Here is a 19,678-nt window from a genome sequence, read left to right as displayed (position 1 = left end):
TATGGACAAAGCTGAAGCTAAAAAAGCCTTACGAAAAGCCTTGATTGAAGAAAGGCTGAACCTGCCCGACCGCCTGACAAGGGCCGAAGCCTTGCAGCGCGTCATGCGCATCTGGCTGTTTGACCGACCCGACACCGTGATCGGGGCCTATTGGCCCATCAAGGGCGAATTTGATCCGCTGCCTGTGCTGCACCGCTGGAAAGAAGACGGCGAATTGAATGGCGAGCCCCAACGCCGCCGCATTGGCCTGCCCGTGGTCAACAAGCTGCACAAAACCTTGACGTTCCACACCTGGTACCCCGGCTGCGCCATGGAAGAAGACGCCTACGGCATCCCAAAACCCAAAGACACCGAAGTCATTGTGCCCACCTTGCTGTTTGTGCCCTGCGTGGGCTATGGCACGGGCGGCTACCGGCTGGGCTATGGCGGTGGTTTTTACGACCGCACGCTGGCCACTTTGCAGCCCAAACCGTTCACGGTGGGTTTGGGTTTTACCCAAGGCTTTGTGGACGACTTGGAGCCCGAGAACCACGACGAGCCACTGGACGCCATCTTGAACGACAACGGGGTGGTGTGGCCGGTTTGAGGCCGCACCCGATACGCCATGGCCCGACCCAAATCAGCAACCCACGACATCAAGCGCGACGCGATCCTTGACATCGCAGCGCAATGCTTTGCCCAGCGCAGCTACCCTGCTGCCAGCATGAACGAGATCGCCGCGGCCTGTGGCACGTCCAAGGCGCGGCTGTACCACTATTACGAGAGCAAAGAAGCGATCTTGTTTGACTTGCTCGATCGGCACACCCAGCGCCTGCTGGCGCTGATTGCGCAGACCGAGGCCACGGCCCAGCGCAAAAACCTGGACGACCGCGCCACCTTGCACGAGCTGGTGCGGGCGTTTTTGCAGGAATATGAAACCTCGGCGACCCGGCACGCGGCCTTGCTCAATGACACCCAGTTCTTGAGCGATGCCCCCGATCCAGCCTTGCCCTCGGGCACGTTATCGCCGCGCGAATTGATCCTGAACCGCCAGCGCGACATCGTGGCCGCCATGACCCGTTTCATGAAACGCGCTTACCCCGAGCGCCTGACGCCTACCAACCAAACCGCCCTGACCATGATGCTGCTGGGCATGATCAACTGGACCTTCACTTGGCTGCGCCCCGGCGGCCCCATCAGCTATGCCGCTTTTGCCGATGAAGTCATTTCCATGCTGGAAAAGGGTCTCGGTTGAGTGGGCTGAAATTCAACAATGCGTAACGCATTTCGTTTAGGTAAAATCCAGCCCATTCATTGACCGGAGCTATTTTCATGTCCCAAGTCCCCAATAAAGCGCCTGCCAAGGCCCCTGTTAAAGCCTTTGCCAGCCAGGCCGACCTGAGCGAAAAAAAGACCACGTTCGAGCAACTCAGCCCGCATTGCTGGGCCTACACCGCCGAAGGTGACCCCAATTCGGGCGTGATCATCGGTGACCGTTTCATCATGGTCAGCGACGCCACGGCCACCCCCGCCATGGCGCAAGACCTGATTAAAAAAATCCGCACCGTCAGCGACCTGCCCATCAAATACGTGCTGCTGACCCACTACCACGCCGTGCGCGTGCTGGGCGCTTACGCCTACGCGGCCGAAGGCGCGACCGAGATCATCGCCAGCGAAGGCACGCTGGACCTGATCAAAGAGCGCGGCGCGCAGGACATGAAAAGCGAGATGGAACGCTTCCCGCGCCTGTTCCGCGGCGCGGACAGCATCCCTGGACTGACTTGGCCCACCATGGTGGTCGCTGGCGGCAACCCCACCAAAGGCGAAGTGCCCGGCAAGCTCAGCATCAACCTGGGTGGCGTGGTGGTGCAGATCTGGCATCCGGGCCCTGGCCACACCCGTGGCGACACGATCGCTTGGGTGGAAGAAGAAAAAGTGCTGTTCTCGGGCGACTTGGTCGAATACGAAGCCGGTGTCTACACGGGCGATGCCCAACTCGAGGAATGGCCCGCCACCCTGGAAGCCCTGCGCGACTTGAAGGCCGAGTTCCTTGTGCCGGGCCGTGGTGAAGCCATGAAGGGCAATGCCAACGTCAACAAGGCGCTGGACTACACCCAGCGCTGGGTGAGCACCTTGTTCCAAGCGGGCAAAGAAGCTGTGGCTGGCAAGATGGACCTGAAAGCCGCCATGGCCCACACCCGCAAGAGCATGGACCCGGTGTTTGGCCACGTATTCATTTATGAGCACTGCCTGCCGTTTGACGTGACCCGCGCCTATGACGAGGCCAGCGGCATCAAGAACCCCCGCATCTGGACTGCCGAGCGCGACATGGAAATGTGGAAAGCGCTGCAAAGCTGACCAGCCATGGATACCCGGTCAAGCCGGGTATGACAACGCCCTTAAGCCCCAAAGGTCACCCCGGCGCGACAACGCCCTTAAGCTCCAAAGGTCACCCCGGCGCGACAACGCCTTTTGGCCCTATCTGTCACCCCCGACCTGATCGGGGGTTTCTGTTTTTGAGGGCGGTATTGCCTGTTGGTCCGCGCAGGGCAATAGGCCGCATGCTCAGGGTTTGATCAAGTCCCGGATATCCCTGTCGTAGGCGCGCAGCCTGCGAGCCACTTGCTGGCGTTGCTCGGGCGTGGTGGTGTTGTGCAACTGGGCCAGGTTGTCACAGGCGCGTTGCGACAGGCTTTGCACCATGGTGCGCTGCCCGGCGTCGGGCGGCAACAACCAGCGCTGCCAAACCCCCCACAACTGCGCTTGTGCTTGGGCTCGTGTCATGCCGTCTTGGCTGATGCGCTGCAAAGCCGACAGCAAATCCTGCTGGCGGCGCTGCCGGTCTTGTCTGCCCCATTCCGCGGTCCAGGGCGACTGCGCCAGTTGCGTCTTGATCAAGCCCTCTTGAGCCGGGTTCAGATCGCCATAAAACGAGCGGTAGCGTTCCAGTGTTTTGTCCAGTCGGCGCTGCAGCCGTTCGCTGGTGTTGCCTTGCAGCCACTCTTGTTCCCATTCTTCGTTTTGGCGCTCCCAATGCCGGGCCATGTGGCTCAACTGGCGTGGCCCCAAGGCCATGGCCACCGGGGCCACTTGCACCACGGCCTCGCGCATCAAGGTGTCCAGTCGGGTTTGTACATCGGCCCACACGCTGCACACCTGTTCAGACTGCACGGGGCCTGCGGTCAGTGGCAGCGCGCGTTGCAGCAGTTCGGCATAGGCGGGCAGCTCTTCGCGGCGATGCCACTGGTGCAGCTGGTCTATGGCCTCTTTGGCCCCCTTGGACTGTGCGCTGCTGAACGACACCGTGCTGTCCAGCCACCAATAAGACAGCGTGGGCAGTTGCTGGTAGCCCAGCTTGATGGTGCTGCAGCCTTGTAGCAACACCAAGCAAAACACAAGCAGGGTCCGGTGGATCAATTGAAGCCCTTCACAACGAACGACCCGCCCTCAAAATGCCTCGGGCTTGCGTGGCTCACTTTATCTTCCACCACCCGATGTTTGGCTGCACAGTTTTGCATCGTCCAGTGCCAATGGGCAAGCCAAAGTGATGATCGCATCGAAAGCTCCGCATGGTGTCAATGGCGTGAGTGCCTCAACAGGGTGCACCCAAGCCCGAAGCCGCGATTGTCCATCAAACCAGATCCCGACACTTCCTTGTGTTCAAGCGCTGGACTGGCGCCCTCAATCAAGCCCTTCAGTCACCGACTTGACTCTGGCGATAATGGATACCTGTATTTGCAGCCTCTGTTTGGCCACTTTAGAAAGTCGTTCATGAGCTTGAACACCCCGTTTCCCATTGATGTTGTTGTGATGGCCGCTGGCAAAGGCACGCGCATGAAAAGCCGCCTGCCCAAGGTCTTACAGCGTTTGGCGGGCGTGCCGCTGGTGCAGCATGTGATCAACACCGCCGCGCAACTGAACGCCCGTTCGGCCGTGGTCATCACCGGGCATGGCGCCGAGCAGGTCGAGCCCGTCTTGCTGGCCCCCGGCCAGGCGCTGGCGGTACAGTGCGTGCGCCAAGAGCCTCAGTTGGGCACGGGCCACGCCGTGCAGCAAGCTGTGCCCGCGCTGGCCGACGACGGGGTGGTGGTGATTTTGTCGGGCGATGTGCCACTGACGCAGGCCGACACCCTGCAAGCGCTGATCGCCCAATGCGGCGGTGACAAGTTGGCGCTGCTGACCATCGATTTTGCCGATCCCACCGGTTATGGCCGCATCGTGCGCAGTGCTCAGGGTCAAGGCCAGAGCGATGCGGTGCAAGCCATCGTCGAGCACAAAGACGCCAGCGACGCGCAGCGCCAGATCAGCGAGGTTTACAGCGGCATCATGGCCGTGCCTGCCCAATGGCTCAAACGCTGGCTGGGCCGCATTGACAACCAAAACGCCCAAGGCGAGTACTACCTGACCGATGTGGTCAAGTTGGCCGTGGCTGACGGGGTGCCCGTGGTGGCCCACAAAATTGATGACGCACTGCAAGTGGCCGGCATCAACAGCCCGGTGCAACTGGCTGAGCTGGAGCGTGCCCACCAGCTGCGTCAAGCGCACCGCTTGATGACACAAGGCGTGCGTCTGCAAGACCCGGCCCGCTTTGACCTGCGCGGCCAGCTCGATTGCGCGCAAGACGTTGAGATCGATGTGAACTGCGTGTTTGAAGGCCGCGTGGCCTTGGGCGAAGGCGTGCGGATCGGCGCGAACTGCGTGATCGCCAACTGCACCATCGCGGCCGGTGCGGTGATCCACCCCTTCACCCACATTGACGGCGAAAAATTGGGCGTGTCGGTGGGCGAGGGTGCGTTGATTGGCCCTTTTGCCCGCCTGCGTCCGGGCGCTCAGTTGGGGGCCGAAGTGCACATTGGCAATTTTGTCGAGGTGAAAAATTCCACGATGGCCCAAGGCGCCAAAGCCAACCACTTGGCCTATTTGGGCGACGCCACCGTGGGCGAACGCGTGAACTACGGCGCGGGCAGCATCACCGCCAACTACGACGGGGCCAACAAGCACCGCACCGTGATCGAGGCCGACGTGCACATTGGCAGCAACTGCGTGCTGGTGGCCCCGGTGACGATTGGCGCAGGCGGCACCGTCGGCGGCGGCTCGACCATCACCAAGAGCACCGAGCCGGGGGCCTTGAGCGTGGCGCGTGGCAAACAGATCAGCATCGCCAACTGGGCGCGGCCACAGAAAAAGCCCAAGCCATGAGCAGATGCACGTGGGTCAACCGCGCTCGCACACGAGTCCGTTATGCCCGCGAAGGTGGGCATCCATCGCAGCCAACCCCTGTCGCCCGATCAGCCCAGGTATGACAAGAGTGGTATCGAATGCGGCAGCGACAGCGACAGTGTGCGTTTATTCGAGCACCGGCCAAGTCGTTGTGAACTTGGCCCGTTTGGTGGCAAAAAACGCTTTCACATTGCGCACATTGGCGTCTTGCGTAAACAGCGCCTGGCTGATGGCCAAATAGTGCGGCATGTCGCGGGCCTGCACCACCAGCATGAAGTCTGGCCCTGGCGAGACGCGCCAGCATTGCTGCACCGCATCGTGGGCCACGGCCCGGGCCTCAAACGCGTCCAGGTGCTCGCTGCCTTGCTTGTCCAGCGACACTTCCACCAAGGCGGTCAGTCCGTGGCCCAGATGGGCGCTGAGCTTGTCGGCGTTCAGCACGGCCATTTGCCGCTCGATCCAGCCCGCATCCACCAGCCGCTTGACGCGGCGCAAGCAAGTGGGGGGCGACACATTCACTTGGCGGGCCAAAGCCACATTGCTCAGGCTGGCATCGTGCTGAAGGCGGTCCAGCAGTTGCAGGTCGATGGCGTCGAGTTCAATAGATTCCATGAATGGTATTTTATTGAAATTTAATTTCATGGTGATGATTTAATGAAATTAACGTTTATTAAATTCAAAAAATTGATCTGAAATTTCAAGTCAGCAGGTCTAACATCGCCGCAGTCCCATCCCAGCACCATCTTCGGAGTTCCCCTTATGTGTGGCATCGTCGGCGCCGTTTCTTCCCGCAACATCGTTCCCATCTTGGTGCAAGGCCTGCAAAGGCTCGAATACCGGGGTTACGACTCTTGCGGTGTGGCCGTTCATGCGGCCAGCCTGAACGGCGCGAACGGGCCTAAAGGCGGCCTGCAGCGCGCACGCAGCACAGCGCGTGTGGCCGAGCTGATGGACCAAGTCAGCGCCGACCACATCGAAGGCGGCACTGGCATTGCCCACACCCGCTGGGCCACACACGGCGCGCCCGCTGTGCACAATGCGCACCCGCACTTTAGTCATGGCACGGGTGCGGCCGACGGCAAGCCGGGCAAGGTGGCGTTGGTGCACAACGGCATCATCGAAAACCACGAAGAACTGCGCGCCGCCCTGCAAGCCAAGGGCTATGTGTTTTTGAGCCAGACCGACACCGAAGTCATCGCCCACCTGGTGGACAGCCTGTATGACGGCGACATTTTTGAAGCCGTCAAAACCGCCATTCGCCAACTGCACGGCGCGTATGCGATTGCCGTGTTCCACAAAGACGAACCGCAACGCGTGATTGGCGCGCGCGCCGGATCGCCTCTCATCTTGGGCGTTGGCCAAGGCGAAACCTTCTTGGCCAGCGATGCGATGGCCCTAGCCGGCGTGACCGACCAGATCGTGTATTTGGAAGAGGGCGATGTGGTCGACATCCAGCTGGGCAAATACTGGGTGGTGGACCGTGATCACAAGGCCGTGACCCGCGCTGTCAAGACGGTGCACGCGCACAGCGGCGCGGCCGAGTTGGGCCCTTACCGCCACTACATGCAAAAGGAAATCTTTGAGCAGCCCCGCGCCATTGCCGACACGCTCGAGGGCGTGGAGGGCATCACGCCCGAGCTGTTTGGCGACGGCGCGTACAGCACCTTCAAGGCGATTGACAACGTGTTGATCCTGGCTTGCGGCACCAGCTATTACAGCGGCTGCGTGGCCAAGTACTGGATCGAAGCCATCGCCAAAGTGCCCTGCCAGGTCGAGATCGCCAGCGAATACCGCTACCGCGAATCGGTGCCCAACCCCAACACGCTGATCGTCACCATCACCCAAAGCGGCGAAACCGCCGACACCCTGGCCGCGCTGCGCCACGCGCAAAGCCTGGGCATGACGCACACGCTGACGATCTGCAACGTGTCCACCAGCGCCATGGTGCGTGAGTGCAAGCACGCCTATGTGACCCGCGCCGGGGCCGAGATTGGCGTGGCCTCCACCAAGGCCTTCACCACCCAACTGGCCGGCCTGTTCTTGCTCACGCTGGCACTGGCGCAAACCAAAGGCCGTTTGAGCGACGAAGAAGAAGCCGGGCACATCAAAGCCATGCGCCACCTGCCCGCCGCGCTGCAAGCCGTGCTGGCGCTGGAGCCGCAAATCATCAGCTGGGCCGAAGAATTTGCCAGCAAGGAAAACGCGCTGTTCTTGGGGCGCGGCACGCACTACCCCATCGCCCTTGAAGGCGCTTTGAAGCTCAAAGAGATCACCTACATCCACGCCGAAGCCTATGCCGCCGGCGAACTCAAGCACGGCCCGCTGGCCCTGGTGACCAGCGCCATGCCGGTGGTCACCGTGGCCCCCAACGACCAACTGCTGGAAAAGCTCAAAAGCAATATGCAAGAAGTGCGCGCCCGTGGCGGTGTGCTCTATGTGCTGGCCGATGGCGACACCAAGATCGAAAGCAGCGAAGGCGTCAACGTCATCCGCATGCCCGAGCACTATGGCGTGTTGTCACCGATCTTGCATGTGGTGCCGCTGCAGCTGCTGAGCTATCACACGGCGTGCGCAAGGGGAACCGATGTGGACAAGCCGAGGAATTTGGCGAAGTCGGTGACGGTGGAGTAATTGACACCACCGCCTAAACAGCTTAAATTCATGCAAAAAATAACTTGAAGTTAAATTTTGCATGAAAATAATTGATCGGCAAGCGCATGCCGTATTGCTTCAGCGGGCCGCGCTTTACCCTGTGGTGACCGTGCTCGGGCCGCGCCAATCGGGCAAAACGACGCTCTGCCGCATGACGTTTCCAGACAAGCCCTATGTCAATCTGGAACAGCCCGATGTGCGGGATTTTGCGCAGCAGGACCCCAAAGCCTTTTTGGCGCAATACCCTGATGGTGCGGTGCTCGACGAAATCCAGAACGTGCCCACGCTGCTGTCGTGGCTTCAGGTGTTGACCGATGCCGATCCACGCAAAGGTCGTTTTGTGTTGACCGGCAGCCATCAATTGCAAGTCAATGCGCACATCACTCAATCCTTGGCAGGGCGAACCGCCGTGCTGGAATTGCTGCCTCTGAGCTTGTCAGAGTTGGCAGCGGTCGGCGATGGCGTAACCCTTGGCCCCGATGATGTGAATCGAATGATGCTGCAAGGTGGCTATCCGCGCATTCATGCACAAGACTTGCCGCCCGAGGTCATGCTGTCGGATTACTTTGCCACCTATGTCGAGCGTGACGTGCGCCAGCTCATCAACCTCAGGCATCTGCGCGAGTTCGGCCAGTGTGTGCGTTTGTTGGCCGGGCGTACGGGGCAACTGTTGAACCAGACCAGCTTGGGCAACGAAGTGGGGGTCAGCAGCAACACCATCACGCAGTGGTTGAGTCTGCTGGAGGCGTCATTTTTGGTGTTCAGCCTGGCACCCTGGAGCGTGAACATTGGCAAGCGCTTGGTCAAAAGCCCCAAGGTGTATTTTTACGATGTGGGCCTGGCCTGTTGGCTTCTTGGCATCAAGACAGTCGAGCAGTTGCAGCACCATCCTTTGCGCGGTGCGTTGTTTGAAAATCTGGTGGTGGTGGAGGTGATGAAGTCTTTGCGCAACCAAGGCTTGCGTGATCCTTTGTATTTCTTTAGAGACAGCAATGGTCTCGAGGTCGATCTGTTGCTGGAGCATGCCGATGGCGTTCAGCTGATCGAAATCAAGGCGTCGCAAACCGTGGCGGCACCGTTGTTTAAAAATCTGCGCACCGTCAGCGCCCTGCTGGGCGAGCGTGTGAAAAGTCAGCACCTGGTTTATGGCGGTGATCTTCGGCAAGCAAGAACCGATGTGGATGTGTTGCCCTACGGGCAGGCCGGTTCTTTGGTGCAGGGGGCGTTGTGATGTCAAGACCCGAAGCCTGTTGGGCGGTGGAGTCCTCGGGCGTTCACGGCAAAGGCGTGTTCGCCACGCGGCATCTGGCTGCGGTCGAGCGGGTCATTGAGTATGTGGGCGAGGTCATCACCATGGCCGAGGCGATTGCCCGCCACCCGCACGATGCCAACAACCCCGACCACACGTTCTACTTTCATCTGGATGATGGCCGGGTGATCGATGCGCTGTATGGCGGTAACGATTCCAAATGGATCAACCATTCGTGCCGACCCAATTGCGTGCCCGATCTGGTGAAGGGGCGCGTTTTCATCAAAACGCGCAGGCCGGTGTTTCGGGGCGAAGAGTTGACGTTTGACTACAGCCTGTTCAGCGACGAGCCGATGACCGACGCACTCAAGGCCCGCTATGCCTGCCATTGCGGTTCCAAAAAATGCCGGGGCACGATGCTCAACACCGACCAGATCGGCCCCACCCTATCGGGCCAACCAGAAAAGGCTCTGCTCAAAACTTGACCCAAGTCATGTGCTGCCCTGCAAGAGCTGCGCATGATCGGACTTGCCTCGTTCAGCAAATCCTCTTGCGAATGAATGGCGTCAAGGAGCAGTCGTGTCCCCCTTCAAGGTCAATGCCAGAAATGGCGCCCATTCCAGCACATCGTCACAGGCTGACATGGGGGCTTATTGGAGTCGGACTGCACAGGATTTGACGCAGGAGATGGCCTCGAAAACGGGCGGGCTCACACAAAAAACAGCCAGCGACAGACTCCGGCGTTGGGGGGGCAACGCGCTGGATTCGACACAGGGGTCCACGTTTTTGGGTTTGCTGATCAGCCAGTTCAAAAATCCCCTCGTGTTGATTTTGATGGTGGCGTCGGGCATTTCGATGGTGGCTGCCGAATGGGTCGACGCGGGTGTGGTGTTGGCCATCGTGCTCGGCAGTACTTTGTTGGGGTTCACGCAGGAATACGTGGCCAGCAACGCCATCAAGCGCTTGCGTGCCAAAGTGAAAATCCACTCGCAGGTGCTGCGCGATGGGCGGTTGAAAACGATCCCGTCCGAAAGCGTAGTGCCTGGCGATGTGGTGGTGTTGTCCGCTGGCAGCTTGATACCCGCCGATGGCGTGGTTTTGGAATCCAAAGATTTTTTCATCAACCAGGCGGTGCTCACCGGGGAGACCTTTCCGGTCGAGAAAAAGCCGGGCGTGGTGGCGGAGTCAGCCAGTTTGAGTGAGCGCAGCAACTGCGTTTTCATGGGCACCAGTGTCAGCAGCGGCACAGCGCGTGCTTTGGTGGTGCAGACGGGCAAGGCCAGTGTGTTCGGAAAAATTGCACTCAAACTGGCTTTGCGTCCGCCCATGACCGATTTTGAGCGGGGCGTTCAGCATTTTGGGTATTTGTTGACCCGCGTCATGCTGGTGATGGTCGTGCTTGTTTTGGCGATCAATGTTTTTTTTAACAAGCCCCCCATTGATTCTTTGTTGTTTGCGCTGGCTTTGGCGGTCGGGTTGACCCCGGAGCTGTTGCCCGCGATTGTCAGCATCACCTTGTCGCACGGTGCCAACCGCATGGCCAAGCTGGGGGTGATCGTGCGTCGGCTGAATGCGATTGAAAATCTGGGGGCTATGGATGTGTTGTGCACCGATAAAACAGGCACCTTGACCGCTGGCGTGGTGGCCCTGGATGGGGCATTGGATACCCAGGGCGTGGCATCGGCCAAAGTGTTGCGTCTGTCAGGGATCAATGCCCAGTACCAGTCGGGCTTGGCTAATGCGATGGACGATGCCATTGGTGTGGCGGTGCGCCAAGCGCAGGTGGATATTGCGGGAGTCACCAAGGTGGACGAAATTCCCTATGACTTTGTGCGCAAGTGCTTGTCGGTGGTGGTACTGGATGGGCCAGGCCGTTGCACCCTGATCACCAAAGGGGCCTTTGAGAAAGTGCAGTCTTTGTGCACCACGCAGGGTGAAGGCCGCAGCCCGCTGGACGATGACCAGCGTGCCCGTTTGGTCACCTTGTTTGAAGCCTGGAGCGCTCAGGGTTATCGCGTCCTGGGCGTGGCATCACGGCCCATTGACGAGCGCGTCACGCCTTATGTGCGCACGGATGAATCGGGCTTGAATTTTGATGGATTCTTGTTGTTCATGGATCCGCCCAAACCCGATGTGCGCCAGACCCTGCAGGATTTGGCGCAGCGGGGTGTTCAGCTCAAGGTCATCACGGGCGACAACCGGCAGGTGGCCAAGCATTTGGTGCAGGTGGTGGGGTTCCCTGAGGGGCGTATTTTGACGGGGCGTGAACTCAATGACATGGCCGATGACGCGCTCATGCATGCCGCAAAAAACACGCTTGTTTTTGCCGAAGTCGATCCGAACCAGAAAGAGCGGATCATTCTCGCTTTGCAAAAAACCGGGCATGTGGTGGGGTACATGGGCGATGGCATCAACGATGCGTTGGCGCTGCATGCGGCCGATGTGGGCATCTCGGTCGACACCGCCGTAGATGTGGCCAAGGATGCCGCAGACTTTGTGCTGCTGCGCAAAGATTTGGGCATCTTGAGCCAGGGCATTGACGAGGGGCGGGTGACCTTTGCCAACACCCTCAAATACATCCTGACCACCATCAGTGCCAATTTTGGCAACATGGTCAGCATGGCGGTGGCTTCTGTATTCTTGCCTTTTTTGCCGCTGCTGGCCTCCCAAATTTTGCTCAACAACTTCTTGTCGGACATACCCGCCGCCACCATTGCGGGGGACCGGGTGGACCCCGAGTGGGTGGCCAAACCCCGGCACTGGAACACCCGGTTCATTCGCAACTACATGGTGGTTTTTGGCTTGCTCAGTTCGGTGTTTGATTTCTTGACCTTTGGAGCTTTGTTGTGGATTTTCAAAGCCGCTGCGCCAGAGTTTCAAACGGGCTGGTTTGTCGAATCGCTCATGACCGAGTTGGTCATTGCCCTGGTGGTGCGGACCCGGCGTCCGTTTTACCAAAGCCGGCCAGGCAGGTTGTTGTGGGTCAGCACGTTGGTGGTGCTGGTGGTGGCGCTGGCATTGCCCTATTTGCCCTTCAGTGCGGTCTTCGGGTTTGTGCCTTTACCGGGGCCCTTGATGCTGGGCATGATCGTTTTGACCTTGGCGTATGTGTTTGTCGTCGAGCTGGTCAAGAAACGCTTTTACGCATTGACTTAAAAGCGCTTCAGCAACACTCTGTCCAGGTGTGTCGCCGGGTGCGTTGCTGGCGCTGTGTGTCGGTTTGGCACACACGCGCTGCACCCACAAAAGCCATGCGGGTTGCTGCAAGGCTTGAAGGCACAGCGCACGCGAGACCTCCAGGCGTTGTTCGGCAGACGGTGGCGTACTCATGGTTCTTGGTTTTGGCGCAAGGCCAGAATGTCCAGCGCAATTTGTGCTTTGAGTTTGCCAAATGGGCGCGCCACCTTGATGCGCTTGGCTCGGGCCCAACAGGCCAACGCGAACAGACCCAGCGCCAAAGGCACAAACCACATGAGCCAAGCACTGTGCGCATTGACCTCAGGCAATGCAGTCCACAGCAGCAAGGACACCCCTGCCAAAAAGACCCCAAGGAGCAAGCTTGCCGTACCCAAGGCATAAAACAGCAAACGGGTTTGCCAAGCCCGCACATGCAACGCCCATTCCTCGGTCGCCAGATCGGCATAGCCGTGGGCGTGCATTTTGAGCAAGTCCGGCGACAGCAACAAAAGCTTGAGCAGGCGCTTGTTCATCAATGGGGGCGTGAACGGACCAGCCAGCTCACCAATGTGGCCACTGCGGCACCTGCGCCTGCCGCAATCAAGATTGATTTGAAGGGGGCGCAGTGAATTTGATGCTCGGCCGTGGCGGCGATCTTGTGTGTCTTTTGCTCCAGCAGTTTCTCGGCCTCGACGGCCGCGTCACGGCTGTGATGGGCCATTTCGCTGATGCTGTCAGACAGCCGATCGACCAAGCGTTCAAAAGCCGCTTTGGATTCGTGCCCGGCGGCGTGCATGCTGCCCGCTGTGCCGGCACCTGCAGCAGCCATTTTTTCTTGAGGATTTTGAGGGTCTGTCATATGAACTCGCTTTGTCGGTGGATTAAAAACAGGGCTCCACCTTAAAAGCGACAGACAGCAGCGTCTGTTGGCTGACGCACCCAAGCTCAGTCTTCAGACCTTTGTTGGCGCTTTTGATCACGCAGCATAAACAGGTACAGACTTTCCACCTTGTCGCGAGCCCAAGGCGTTTTACGCAAAAATTTCAGGCTGGAGCCCACGCTGGGGTCGTGTGTGAAACAGCGGATCGGAATGCGCACACCCAGGTCGGCCCAGCCGTAATGGTCTGCCAGTTGGGTGACGATGGTTTCCAGTGTTAAGCCATGCAGCGGGTTTCGCGCTTGCTTGAGGTCAGGTAATGGAGCTTGCATGCCGTCATTGTCCCTTGATTTGGACCGCGTGATGCATCACACAGAAAGGCCCGCAACCTTGTCTTAAATTGCCATCAGCACAACAAGCAATTTGGCTGGCTTGAAACCGATGGAGCGTATGAACATGGACCCGACCGCGCGAGCGACAGCGACCACAGGCCAAGGCTTTGAGCTGTCAGCAGACCAGTTGCGCAAAACGGTCGAGCCCGATGCCTTGGGTTTTTCTGACACATCCGAGTTGCTGGACCAAGGTATGCCTTGGATTGGACAAGAGCGGGCCAAGCAAGCGGCCCAATTTGGCATGGGCATGACCGAGCCGGATTACAACCTGTTTGTATTGGGTGAGGTGGGCAGCGGCCGCACCACGCTGCTCAGCCAGATGATGCACGCGCAGGCCGAGCAGCGCCCGGTGCCCCCTGACCTTTGTTATTTGCACAACTTTGACGAACCCGAACGCCCTCGGGCTCTGCGTCTTCAGGCCGGGCAGGGGCGTGTGCTGCGCCAGTTGCTGTTGCAGTTGGCCAAACGCTTGCAGACCGAGGTGCCCAAGCGCTTGGGGCAAGATGATTTCAAGGCTGAAAGCCAGCGGATTGAGGCGTCTTACAAAACCGAAGAGGACCGTGGTTACCTGGCCCTCAGTGCTTATGCCGAAGCCCATCACTTTGCCTTGATGCGCGATCAGGGCCACATGGTGTTCACCTTGAAAGACGCACAGGGTGAGCCGGTCACAGCGGGCAAGGCTTTGGCCTTGAGCCAAGAAAAACGCGCTGAAATAGATGTTGCCGAAGCCTCGCTCAGAGAAGAGATCAGCCGCTACCTGGAAAAAACGAGAGCCATGGAACGCGTGATGAACGAGGGCTTGTCTGCGTTGCGCAGGCAAACCCTCAAGCCCATGCTCGACCACGAAATGCAGGTGATCCGCAATGCACTGAATCAACCTGTGCTGGACAGTGTCAAGTTGGGTGCATTTTTAGAGCAGATCCAGAACTGCGTGCTGGAAAACGTGGCGCTATTTGAGCCGGGGGACGACGAAGATGTGCGCTTGGAGGCGCTGGCGGCCGTGTTGTCGCTGTTTCGTGTCAACGTGGTGGTGGACAACCATGCGTTGCAGGGGGCACCGGTCATTCGTGAAGACAACCCCTTGTTCAGGATGTTGTTTGGCAGCATTGAATACGAGTCGGACAGTGGTGAATTGGTGACCGATTTTTCTCGCATCCGTGCGGGCAGCTTGCTGAAAGCCCATGGCGGATTTCTGATGCTGCACTTGCGTGACTTGTTGGCCGATTCGCATGTGTGGGAAAAATTGCGCCGTTTTATGCGCAGTGGGCGCGTGCAGATTGAAGAGCCCGGCATGATGTATGCGCCCATGGCTGCGGTCTCACTGGAGCCCGAGGCGGTGGACGTCGATGTGAAGTTGGTGCTGGTGGCTTCGGTGGATGAGTACTACGCGGTGCAAGAAGCCGACCCGGAGTTTGCCCGGCGCTTTCGCTGCAAGGTTGATTTTGCCGAGAGCATTCCGGTCACAGCCGAATCGGTTCATGCCACGGCGATTTTTGTGGGGCAGATTTGCCAGCGGATGAAGTTGCCGCATTTTTCGGCTGCGGCGGTGGCGGCCTTGATTGAAGAAACGCACCGCGAAGCGGAAGACCAGGATCGACAAAGCGCGATCTTCGCTTTGGCCGAGGCCTTGGTGATTGAGAGCGCTGCATTGGCCAGGCAGCGCGACATGCCACAGGTGGGGGCAATCGACGTGAAGAACGCCAGGCAAGCCCGGATTCACCGCCACAACTACCCAGAGCAACGCCTGCAGGAAACGATTGTCGATGGTGAGCGTTTGTTGGTGGTGTCCGGTGAACGGGTGGCGCAAATCAACGGCCTCACGGTCGTGGATTTGGGTGATTACCGGTTTGGCTTTCCCGTGCGGGTGACGGCCAGTACCTATGCAGGAGAAGAGGGCTTGCTCAACATCGAGCGGGAGGTCGAGATGTCCGGTCCCATCCACGACAAAGGGGTGCTGATTTTGCACAGCTATTTGTCATCTTTGTTTGCCCACATTGCGCCGTTGGCCATGAATGCCGCCGTGGTCTTTGAGCAGGAATACAGCGGGGTCGAGGGCGACTCGGCCTCATGCGCCGAGTTTTATACCCTCTTGTCTAGCTTGTCGGGGTCGCCCATGCAGCAAGGCATCGCGGTCACAGGCGCAGTCAATCAGCATGGCGAGTTGTTGCCCGTTGGCGGCATCAACGAAAAAATCGAAGGCTACTTTCGGAGTTGCGAAAGCCTTGGCTTGAGTGGCCATCAAGGGGTTTTGATGCCGCGCCGAAATCTGCGCCATTTGATGCTGGATGAACGTGTGGTGCAGGCAGTGACCGCTGGGCGGTTCCACATCCATGTGGCCGATACGGCCAGCGAGGGCATGGCCCTTTTAACCGGCCTGCGTTTTGGCGTGTTGGGGCTTGGTGGGTACGAAGCGGACAGCGTGTTGGGGCGTGCACAAAAAACCTTGCAACGCTTTCGCCATGCTTGCGAACACTTGAGTCACAAACCAGTCCTTAACCCAAACCACACGCGGCATCTTAGGCGCGGGTTTGATCGCTGAAGATTTCGTCGCCAATTTGGGCTGTACCGATTGAATGTGACGGACAAAAAAACCACCTGTTTTGTGGGTCTTACTGGTTTTGAAGTAGCTTGAATCATTGATTCAGAAGATTCAAAAAATAGACAGGCCGTCTTATTCTGAGCTCAACGATCAGGTGATCCCTTGCTAGCGCAAGAGAATTTATTGGTCAGTAAAAACTTTGATAAGGACGATATTCATGTGCATTAATCTTGTGCTGGCTGATCCGTATCCGGTGATGTTGGAAGGCTTGACCCACGTTTTTGAAAACACGCCTGATTTTGCGGTCAAAGCCAGCGTGACGAATGGCGACGCAGCCGTGCAAGCCTTGGTAGAGCACGAGCCCCATATTTTGGTGATGGACTTGTCTTTGTCTCAAAGAAGCGGCTTGGCTGTGCTGGAAGAAATCAAGGCAAAAAATTTGAAGACGCACCCTGTCGTGTTCACGGGTGCGCCGATTGGCGAAGTGATTCGAGCGCTTGACCTGGATGTTCCTGGCTTGGTGTCCAAAGAAAAATCAAAACAAGTGCTGATACGTTGCATCAAGTCCGTGCATCAAGGTGGTCAATGGCTGGATCGGGATTTGACTGTCAAAACGATGTCTTTGTTGCTTGAGCAAAAAAAGAAAAATGAACACGCATCGCATCTTTTGACTCCCCGTGAATTGACTGTGGCACGCATGGTCACCGAGGGGTGGCCGAACAAGAAAATTGCCAACAAGTTGTTCATCAGTGAAGGCACGGCCAAGCTTCACTTGCATCATATTTACCAAAAACTCAACTGCCCCGGTCGCATGTCTTTGCAGCGTTACATGCAATCGAATGGCTTGGCTTGACTTTTTCGTTCACACAACACCGCATCGAAAGGAATGAACATGACCCTCGAAAATCAAATGCTCGAAAAAGCCTACGCTGAAAATATTGGTGACCACTACCGGCGCGCATCGGATGATTTGCTGCAGGCCTATCAACGCAACAAAGAGGCAGCCCGGCACCATGAAGCGGGTGCTTTTAAGGCCGCCCTGCACCACGCGAAATTATCCAAACACCACTCCTTCAACGCCCATGAACATTTGAAAGAGGCATTGAACATCAGTGAAAAAATGAGCGACTTGGAATGGCCGGTCTCTGCAAAGACAGATGCCACAGGGGGAGGCTTGGTTCAGTGATGCGCAGAAATTACTTTTCTTTCTATGTGTTAAGTCGCACAGTCAAAGCTGAATCGATTAGATACACTTTTTTCAACGCCTTCTGCAATTGAAAGTTGAAATTTTTTTCCATGGTTGTGAGGCGCAAAAAACCTTTTGACTTTTCAATGCTCATATTTTTCGGTTCATATTAGGAGCAACTAGCATGTCAATTCGAGTATTGCTTTCTTCCAAGCACAAAGTGGTTTCTGAGGGCATCGCAGCGGTCTTGCGTACGCACCATGACATGGATCTGGTGGGCATTTCCGATAACGGCGCGACGACCAATGCACTGTGTGATCAGGTCGATCCCGATGTCGTGTTGATTGGCATGCAAGCCAACGACGCCAAAGACATTGAGTTGATGCATCAGATTGCGCACCATCAACCGGTCAAAAACATGGTGGCTTTTTCTGGCAACTCGGATCGAAATGCCATCATCGAAATTTTGGATGCAGGTGCGAAAGGCTACGTCTCGACGACCAGCAGCATTGATGAGTTGTTGTCAGCGGTTCGCGCTGTAGCGGCCGGCCGAGTGTATTTGTGTCAGACCGCTGCCGCTGAAATGATGGAGAGTGTTCGCAAGGCCAGGTCGGGTGATGTCACTTCGACCGGGCAGCTTGGCGGCCGGGAAGGTCAGGTCTTGCGCTTGATCGCTGACGGGTATTCGTCCAAAGAAATAGCCCGTAATTTGCAGATTGCCCCCAGCACCGTAGAAGTGCATCGCCGCAACATCATGCGCAAGATCGGTTTGCACAAAGTGGCCGATTTGACACGCTACGCCATTCGCAACCAGATGGTCTCTGTCTAGTGCTCTCAGCGCATCGACTTCAGTGGTTTAACTGGAGGCAATTGTCGTGGTCATTCTTGATGATGTTGTAGCACTCGCATGATCTTTTTTCGAGAGACTTGCGGTCAAGCACAACAACATGGCCACGCGTGTAGCTGATGGTGTTTTCTTCCATCAGCCGACGTGCTGCCTGCGTGACCCCTTCGCGCCTGACGCCCAAAAATTTGGCCATGCTTTCATGCGTCATGGTGATGTCGTTGCCATCCTGTCTGTCCAATATCATTAAAAGCATTCGACAGAGTTGCTGCTCAAGTGAGTGGTGTCTGTGGCATACAGCGCCTTGTGACATTTGAGTCATCAAGTTTTGAGTGAACCTCAAAAACACCTTTTGCACGGCATTGCCTTGGTTGAAGCTGTTCAACACCACGCTCAAATTGATTCGGATGGCAGACCCTGCTTTCAGAACGGCAGCGCTGTTGTAAGTTTGGCTGGCACCCATCAGCAAATAGATGCCGATCACGCCCTCTCTGCCGATGATGGCCACGTCGCTGGAAGATCCGTTTTCCAGAACATGAACCCAGGACACGATCGTGGTCAGTGGAAAGTAGAGGTGTTTCAGTGCGCGGCCAGGCTCGTAAAGGATTTGACCTACTTCCAGGTCAATTGGCTCAAAATGCGGAGCCCATTCTTCATGAATCACTTCTGGTAAAAATGAAATAATTTGATTTAAATCGGGATTTTTGACCATGAATCATAATTTTGATTTATTTACTTCGTTAAATATATCAAAATTGATAAGTCGTATGTTCTGTGGCGAACAAATCTCCATCTCCTTGCAAAGGAGAAAGATTTAATTTGTTGGATTAAATGAACCTGGCGTGCTTTTCAGGTTCTGAGCTCACAGTTTGTTGCAATCCGGCCGAATCGAGAATGTTGAGCACACCTCTTTGGTAAGCGATCAGACCCCGCTCTTTCAGCTCACCTGCTGCCAATGTGATGCTGACGCGTCGCACGCCCAGCATCTTTGCCAGGTGTTCGTGTGTCAGGCGCAACTGTTGAATCTGTGCGCGTTCTGCAGACAACGCCAGCCACCGGGCCAAACGGGTGGTGACATCTTCGAACTGAACAGACGCAGATATGGCGGCAATGTGTTCGGTCAATTGCCACAGATACTGTGAAATGCCCCACAACATGCCGGGCCGTTGGTGCAGCAGAAGAGCGAAGTCGGCACTCTCAGCCATCCAGGCGGTTCCGCTGGTTTGCACTAGAAAGTGCAGGTTCTCCGAGTGGCTGTCCAGCACCGAGCCCAAGCCGATGCCCCCTTCAGATCCGACCAAGCCCACAGCCAATGTATTGCGCGCTTTGTTTTTGACGAGCAGTGCCACGCATGCGCCCGTTAAAAAATAAATCTTGGGTGTTTCATGGTGCACTGGTTTGCACAAGACTTGACCTGCAAACAGTTGAACCGGTTTGCAGATGTTCTGCACCCGGTTTTGATCTTCCTTTGAAAGTTGAAAGATGATTCCGTTGGTCAAAAGCGTCACTGAAATAGACCCGATTGGCAGGTTTTTTTAGGTGGGTTGCTGGAGGTTTGGCATC

General features: G+C 57.2%; 19 protein-coding genes. 12 read left to right on the top strand and 7 right to left on the bottom strand.

The annotated features are described in order from the left end of the window. The first annotated feature begins 1 nt into the window (after position 1). The 3 genes from BN3544_RS12340 to BN3544_RS12330 all read left to right on the top strand — a co-directional run bounded on the left by BN3544_RS12340 (position 2) and on the right by BN3544_RS12330 (position 2,337). A complete protein-coding gene (locus BN3544_RS12340; protein WP_019430179.1) occupies positions 2-586 on the top strand; it encodes a 5-formyltetrahydrofolate cyclo-ligase in 585 nt (194 codons plus the stop codon). A gap of 18 nt (positions 587-604) precedes the next feature. Beyond that, positions 605-1,234 carry a TetR/AcrR family transcriptional regulator gene (locus BN3544_RS12335; RefSeq protein WP_019430180.1) on the top strand — a complete coding sequence of 210 codons (630 nt, stop codon included), beginning with the start codon at positions 605-607 and terminating at the stop codon, positions 1,232-1,234. A 77-nt stretch (positions 1,235-1,311) separates the two neighbouring features. After that, on the top strand, positions 1,312-2,337 hold the full coding sequence (locus BN3544_RS12330; protein WP_019430181.1) for an MBL fold metallo-hydrolase: 1,026 nt from the start codon (positions 1,312-1,314) through the stop codon (positions 2,335-2,337). Between the two features lie 207 nt (positions 2,338-2,544). Here BN3544_RS12330 and BN3544_RS12325 read toward each other — a convergent pair whose 3' ends face one another. Further along, entirely contained in the window at positions 2,545-3,375 is an 831-nt protein-coding gene (locus BN3544_RS12325; protein WP_231733979.1) for a DUF6279 family lipoprotein, read from the bottom strand. Positions 3,376-3,750: 375 nt separating this feature from the next. Here BN3544_RS12325 and glmU point away from each other — a divergent pair, with 375 nt between their 5' ends. After that, positions 3,751-5,178, top strand: coding sequence for a bifunctional UDP-N-acetylglucosamine diphosphorylase/glucosamine-1-phosphate N-acetyltransferase GlmU (gene glmU / locus BN3544_RS12320; RefSeq protein WP_019430183.1), 1,428 nt, complete (start codon positions 3,751-3,753; stop codon positions 5,176-5,178). 147 nt (positions 5,179-5,325) lie between these two features. Here glmU and BN3544_RS12315 read toward each other — a convergent pair whose 3' ends face one another. After that, positions 5,326-5,811, bottom strand: coding sequence for an Lrp/AsnC family transcriptional regulator (locus BN3544_RS12315; protein ID WP_019430184.1), 486 nt, complete (start codon positions 5,809-5,811; stop codon positions 5,326-5,328). A 147-nt stretch (positions 5,812-5,958) separates the two neighbouring features. On the opposite strand from BN3544_RS12315, the gene glmS reads away from it, so the two are divergent. The 4 genes from glmS to mgtA all read left to right on the top strand — a co-directional run bounded on the left by glmS (position 5,959) and on the right by mgtA (position 12,256). After that, positions 5,959-7,830, top strand: coding sequence for a glutamine--fructose-6-phosphate transaminase (isomerizing) (gene glmS, locus BN3544_RS12310; protein WP_019430185.1), 1,872 nt, complete (start codon positions 5,959-5,961; stop codon positions 7,828-7,830). A gap of 61 nt (positions 7,831-7,891) precedes the next feature. Next, entirely contained in the window at positions 7,892-9,082 is a 1,191-nt protein-coding gene (locus BN3544_RS12305) for an ATP-binding protein (RefSeq protein ID WP_019430186.1), read from the top strand. Continuing rightward, on the top strand, positions 9,082-9,585 hold the full coding sequence (locus BN3544_RS12300; protein ID WP_019430187.1) for an SET domain-containing protein: 504 nt from the start codon (positions 9,082-9,084) through the stop codon (positions 9,583-9,585). Before BN3544_RS12305 ends, BN3544_RS12300 begins: the two co-directional genes overlap by 1 nt. Before the next feature lie 94 nt (positions 9,586-9,679). After that, entirely contained in the window at positions 9,680-12,256 is a 2,577-nt protein-coding gene (mgtA, locus tag BN3544_RS12295; protein ID WP_197409914.1) for a magnesium-translocating P-type ATPase, read from the top strand. Between the two features lie 170 nt (positions 12,257-12,426). Here mgtA and BN3544_RS12290 read toward each other — a convergent pair whose 3' ends face one another. The 3 genes from BN3544_RS12290 to BN3544_RS12280 form a co-directional block, all read right to left on the bottom strand. Beyond that, a complete protein-coding gene (locus BN3544_RS12290; protein WP_019430189.1) occupies positions 12,427-12,810 on the bottom strand; it encodes a hypothetical protein in 384 nt (127 codons plus the stop codon). Then, entirely contained in the window at positions 12,810-13,136 is a 327-nt protein-coding gene (locus tag BN3544_RS12285; RefSeq protein ID WP_019430190.1) for a hypothetical protein, read from the bottom strand. The genes BN3544_RS12290 and BN3544_RS12285 overlap by 1 nt, the downstream gene beginning before the upstream one ends. An 86-nt stretch (positions 13,137-13,222) precedes the next feature. Continuing rightward, positions 13,223-13,486: a VF530 family protein gene (locus BN3544_RS12280; RefSeq protein ID WP_019430191.1), complete on the bottom strand. Its 264-nt coding sequence runs from the start codon at positions 13,484-13,486 to the stop codon at positions 13,223-13,225. 109 nt (positions 13,487-13,595) lie between these two features. On the opposite strand from BN3544_RS12280, the gene BN3544_RS12275 reads away from it, so the two are divergent. The 4 genes from BN3544_RS12275 (at position 13,596) to BN3544_RS12260 (ending at position 18,100) form a co-directional block, all read left to right on the top strand. Further along, complete coding sequence (locus BN3544_RS12275) at positions 13,596-16,085, top strand: Lon protease family protein (protein ID WP_306459980.1); 2,490 nt, start codon at positions 13,596-13,598, stop codon at positions 16,083-16,085. A gap of 217 nt (positions 16,086-16,302) precedes the next feature. Then, the gene (locus BN3544_RS12270) at positions 16,303-16,938 is read left to right on the top strand and encodes a response regulator transcription factor (RefSeq protein ID WP_036075168.1); all 636 of its coding nucleotides are present in this window, start codon (positions 16,303-16,305) and stop codon (positions 16,936-16,938) included. A 39-nt stretch (positions 16,939-16,977) separates the two neighbouring features. Further along, positions 16,978-17,271: a hypothetical protein gene (locus tag BN3544_RS12265; protein WP_193364662.1), complete on the top strand. Its 294-nt coding sequence runs from the start codon at positions 16,978-16,980 to the stop codon at positions 17,269-17,271. Positions 17,272-17,455: 184 nt separating this feature from the next. After that, positions 17,456-18,100, top strand: coding sequence for a LuxR C-terminal-related transcriptional regulator (locus BN3544_RS12260; RefSeq protein ID WP_036075170.1), 645 nt, complete (start codon positions 17,456-17,458; stop codon positions 18,098-18,100). 19 nt (positions 18,101-18,119) lie between these two features. Here BN3544_RS12260 and BN3544_RS12255 read toward each other — a convergent pair whose 3' ends face one another. Together BN3544_RS12255 and BN3544_RS12250 are read right to left on the bottom strand one after the other, a co-directional pair. After that, positions 18,120-18,827, bottom strand: coding sequence for a Crp/Fnr family transcriptional regulator (locus tag BN3544_RS12255; protein ID WP_019430197.1), 708 nt, complete (start codon positions 18,825-18,827; stop codon positions 18,120-18,122). Between the two features lie 115 nt (positions 18,828-18,942). Continuing rightward, entirely contained in the window at positions 18,943-19,464 is a 522-nt protein-coding gene (locus BN3544_RS12250) for a Crp/Fnr family transcriptional regulator (RefSeq protein WP_155820502.1), read from the bottom strand. Positions 19,465-19,678 lie beyond the last annotated feature (214 nt).

It is taken from the genome of Limnohabitans sp. Rim47, from assembly GCF_001517545.1.
Lineage (GTDB): Bacteria > Pseudomonadota > Gammaproteobacteria > Burkholderiales > Burkholderiaceae_C > Limnohabitans_A.
This window is presented reverse-complemented; position numbering and strand designations above follow the sequence as displayed.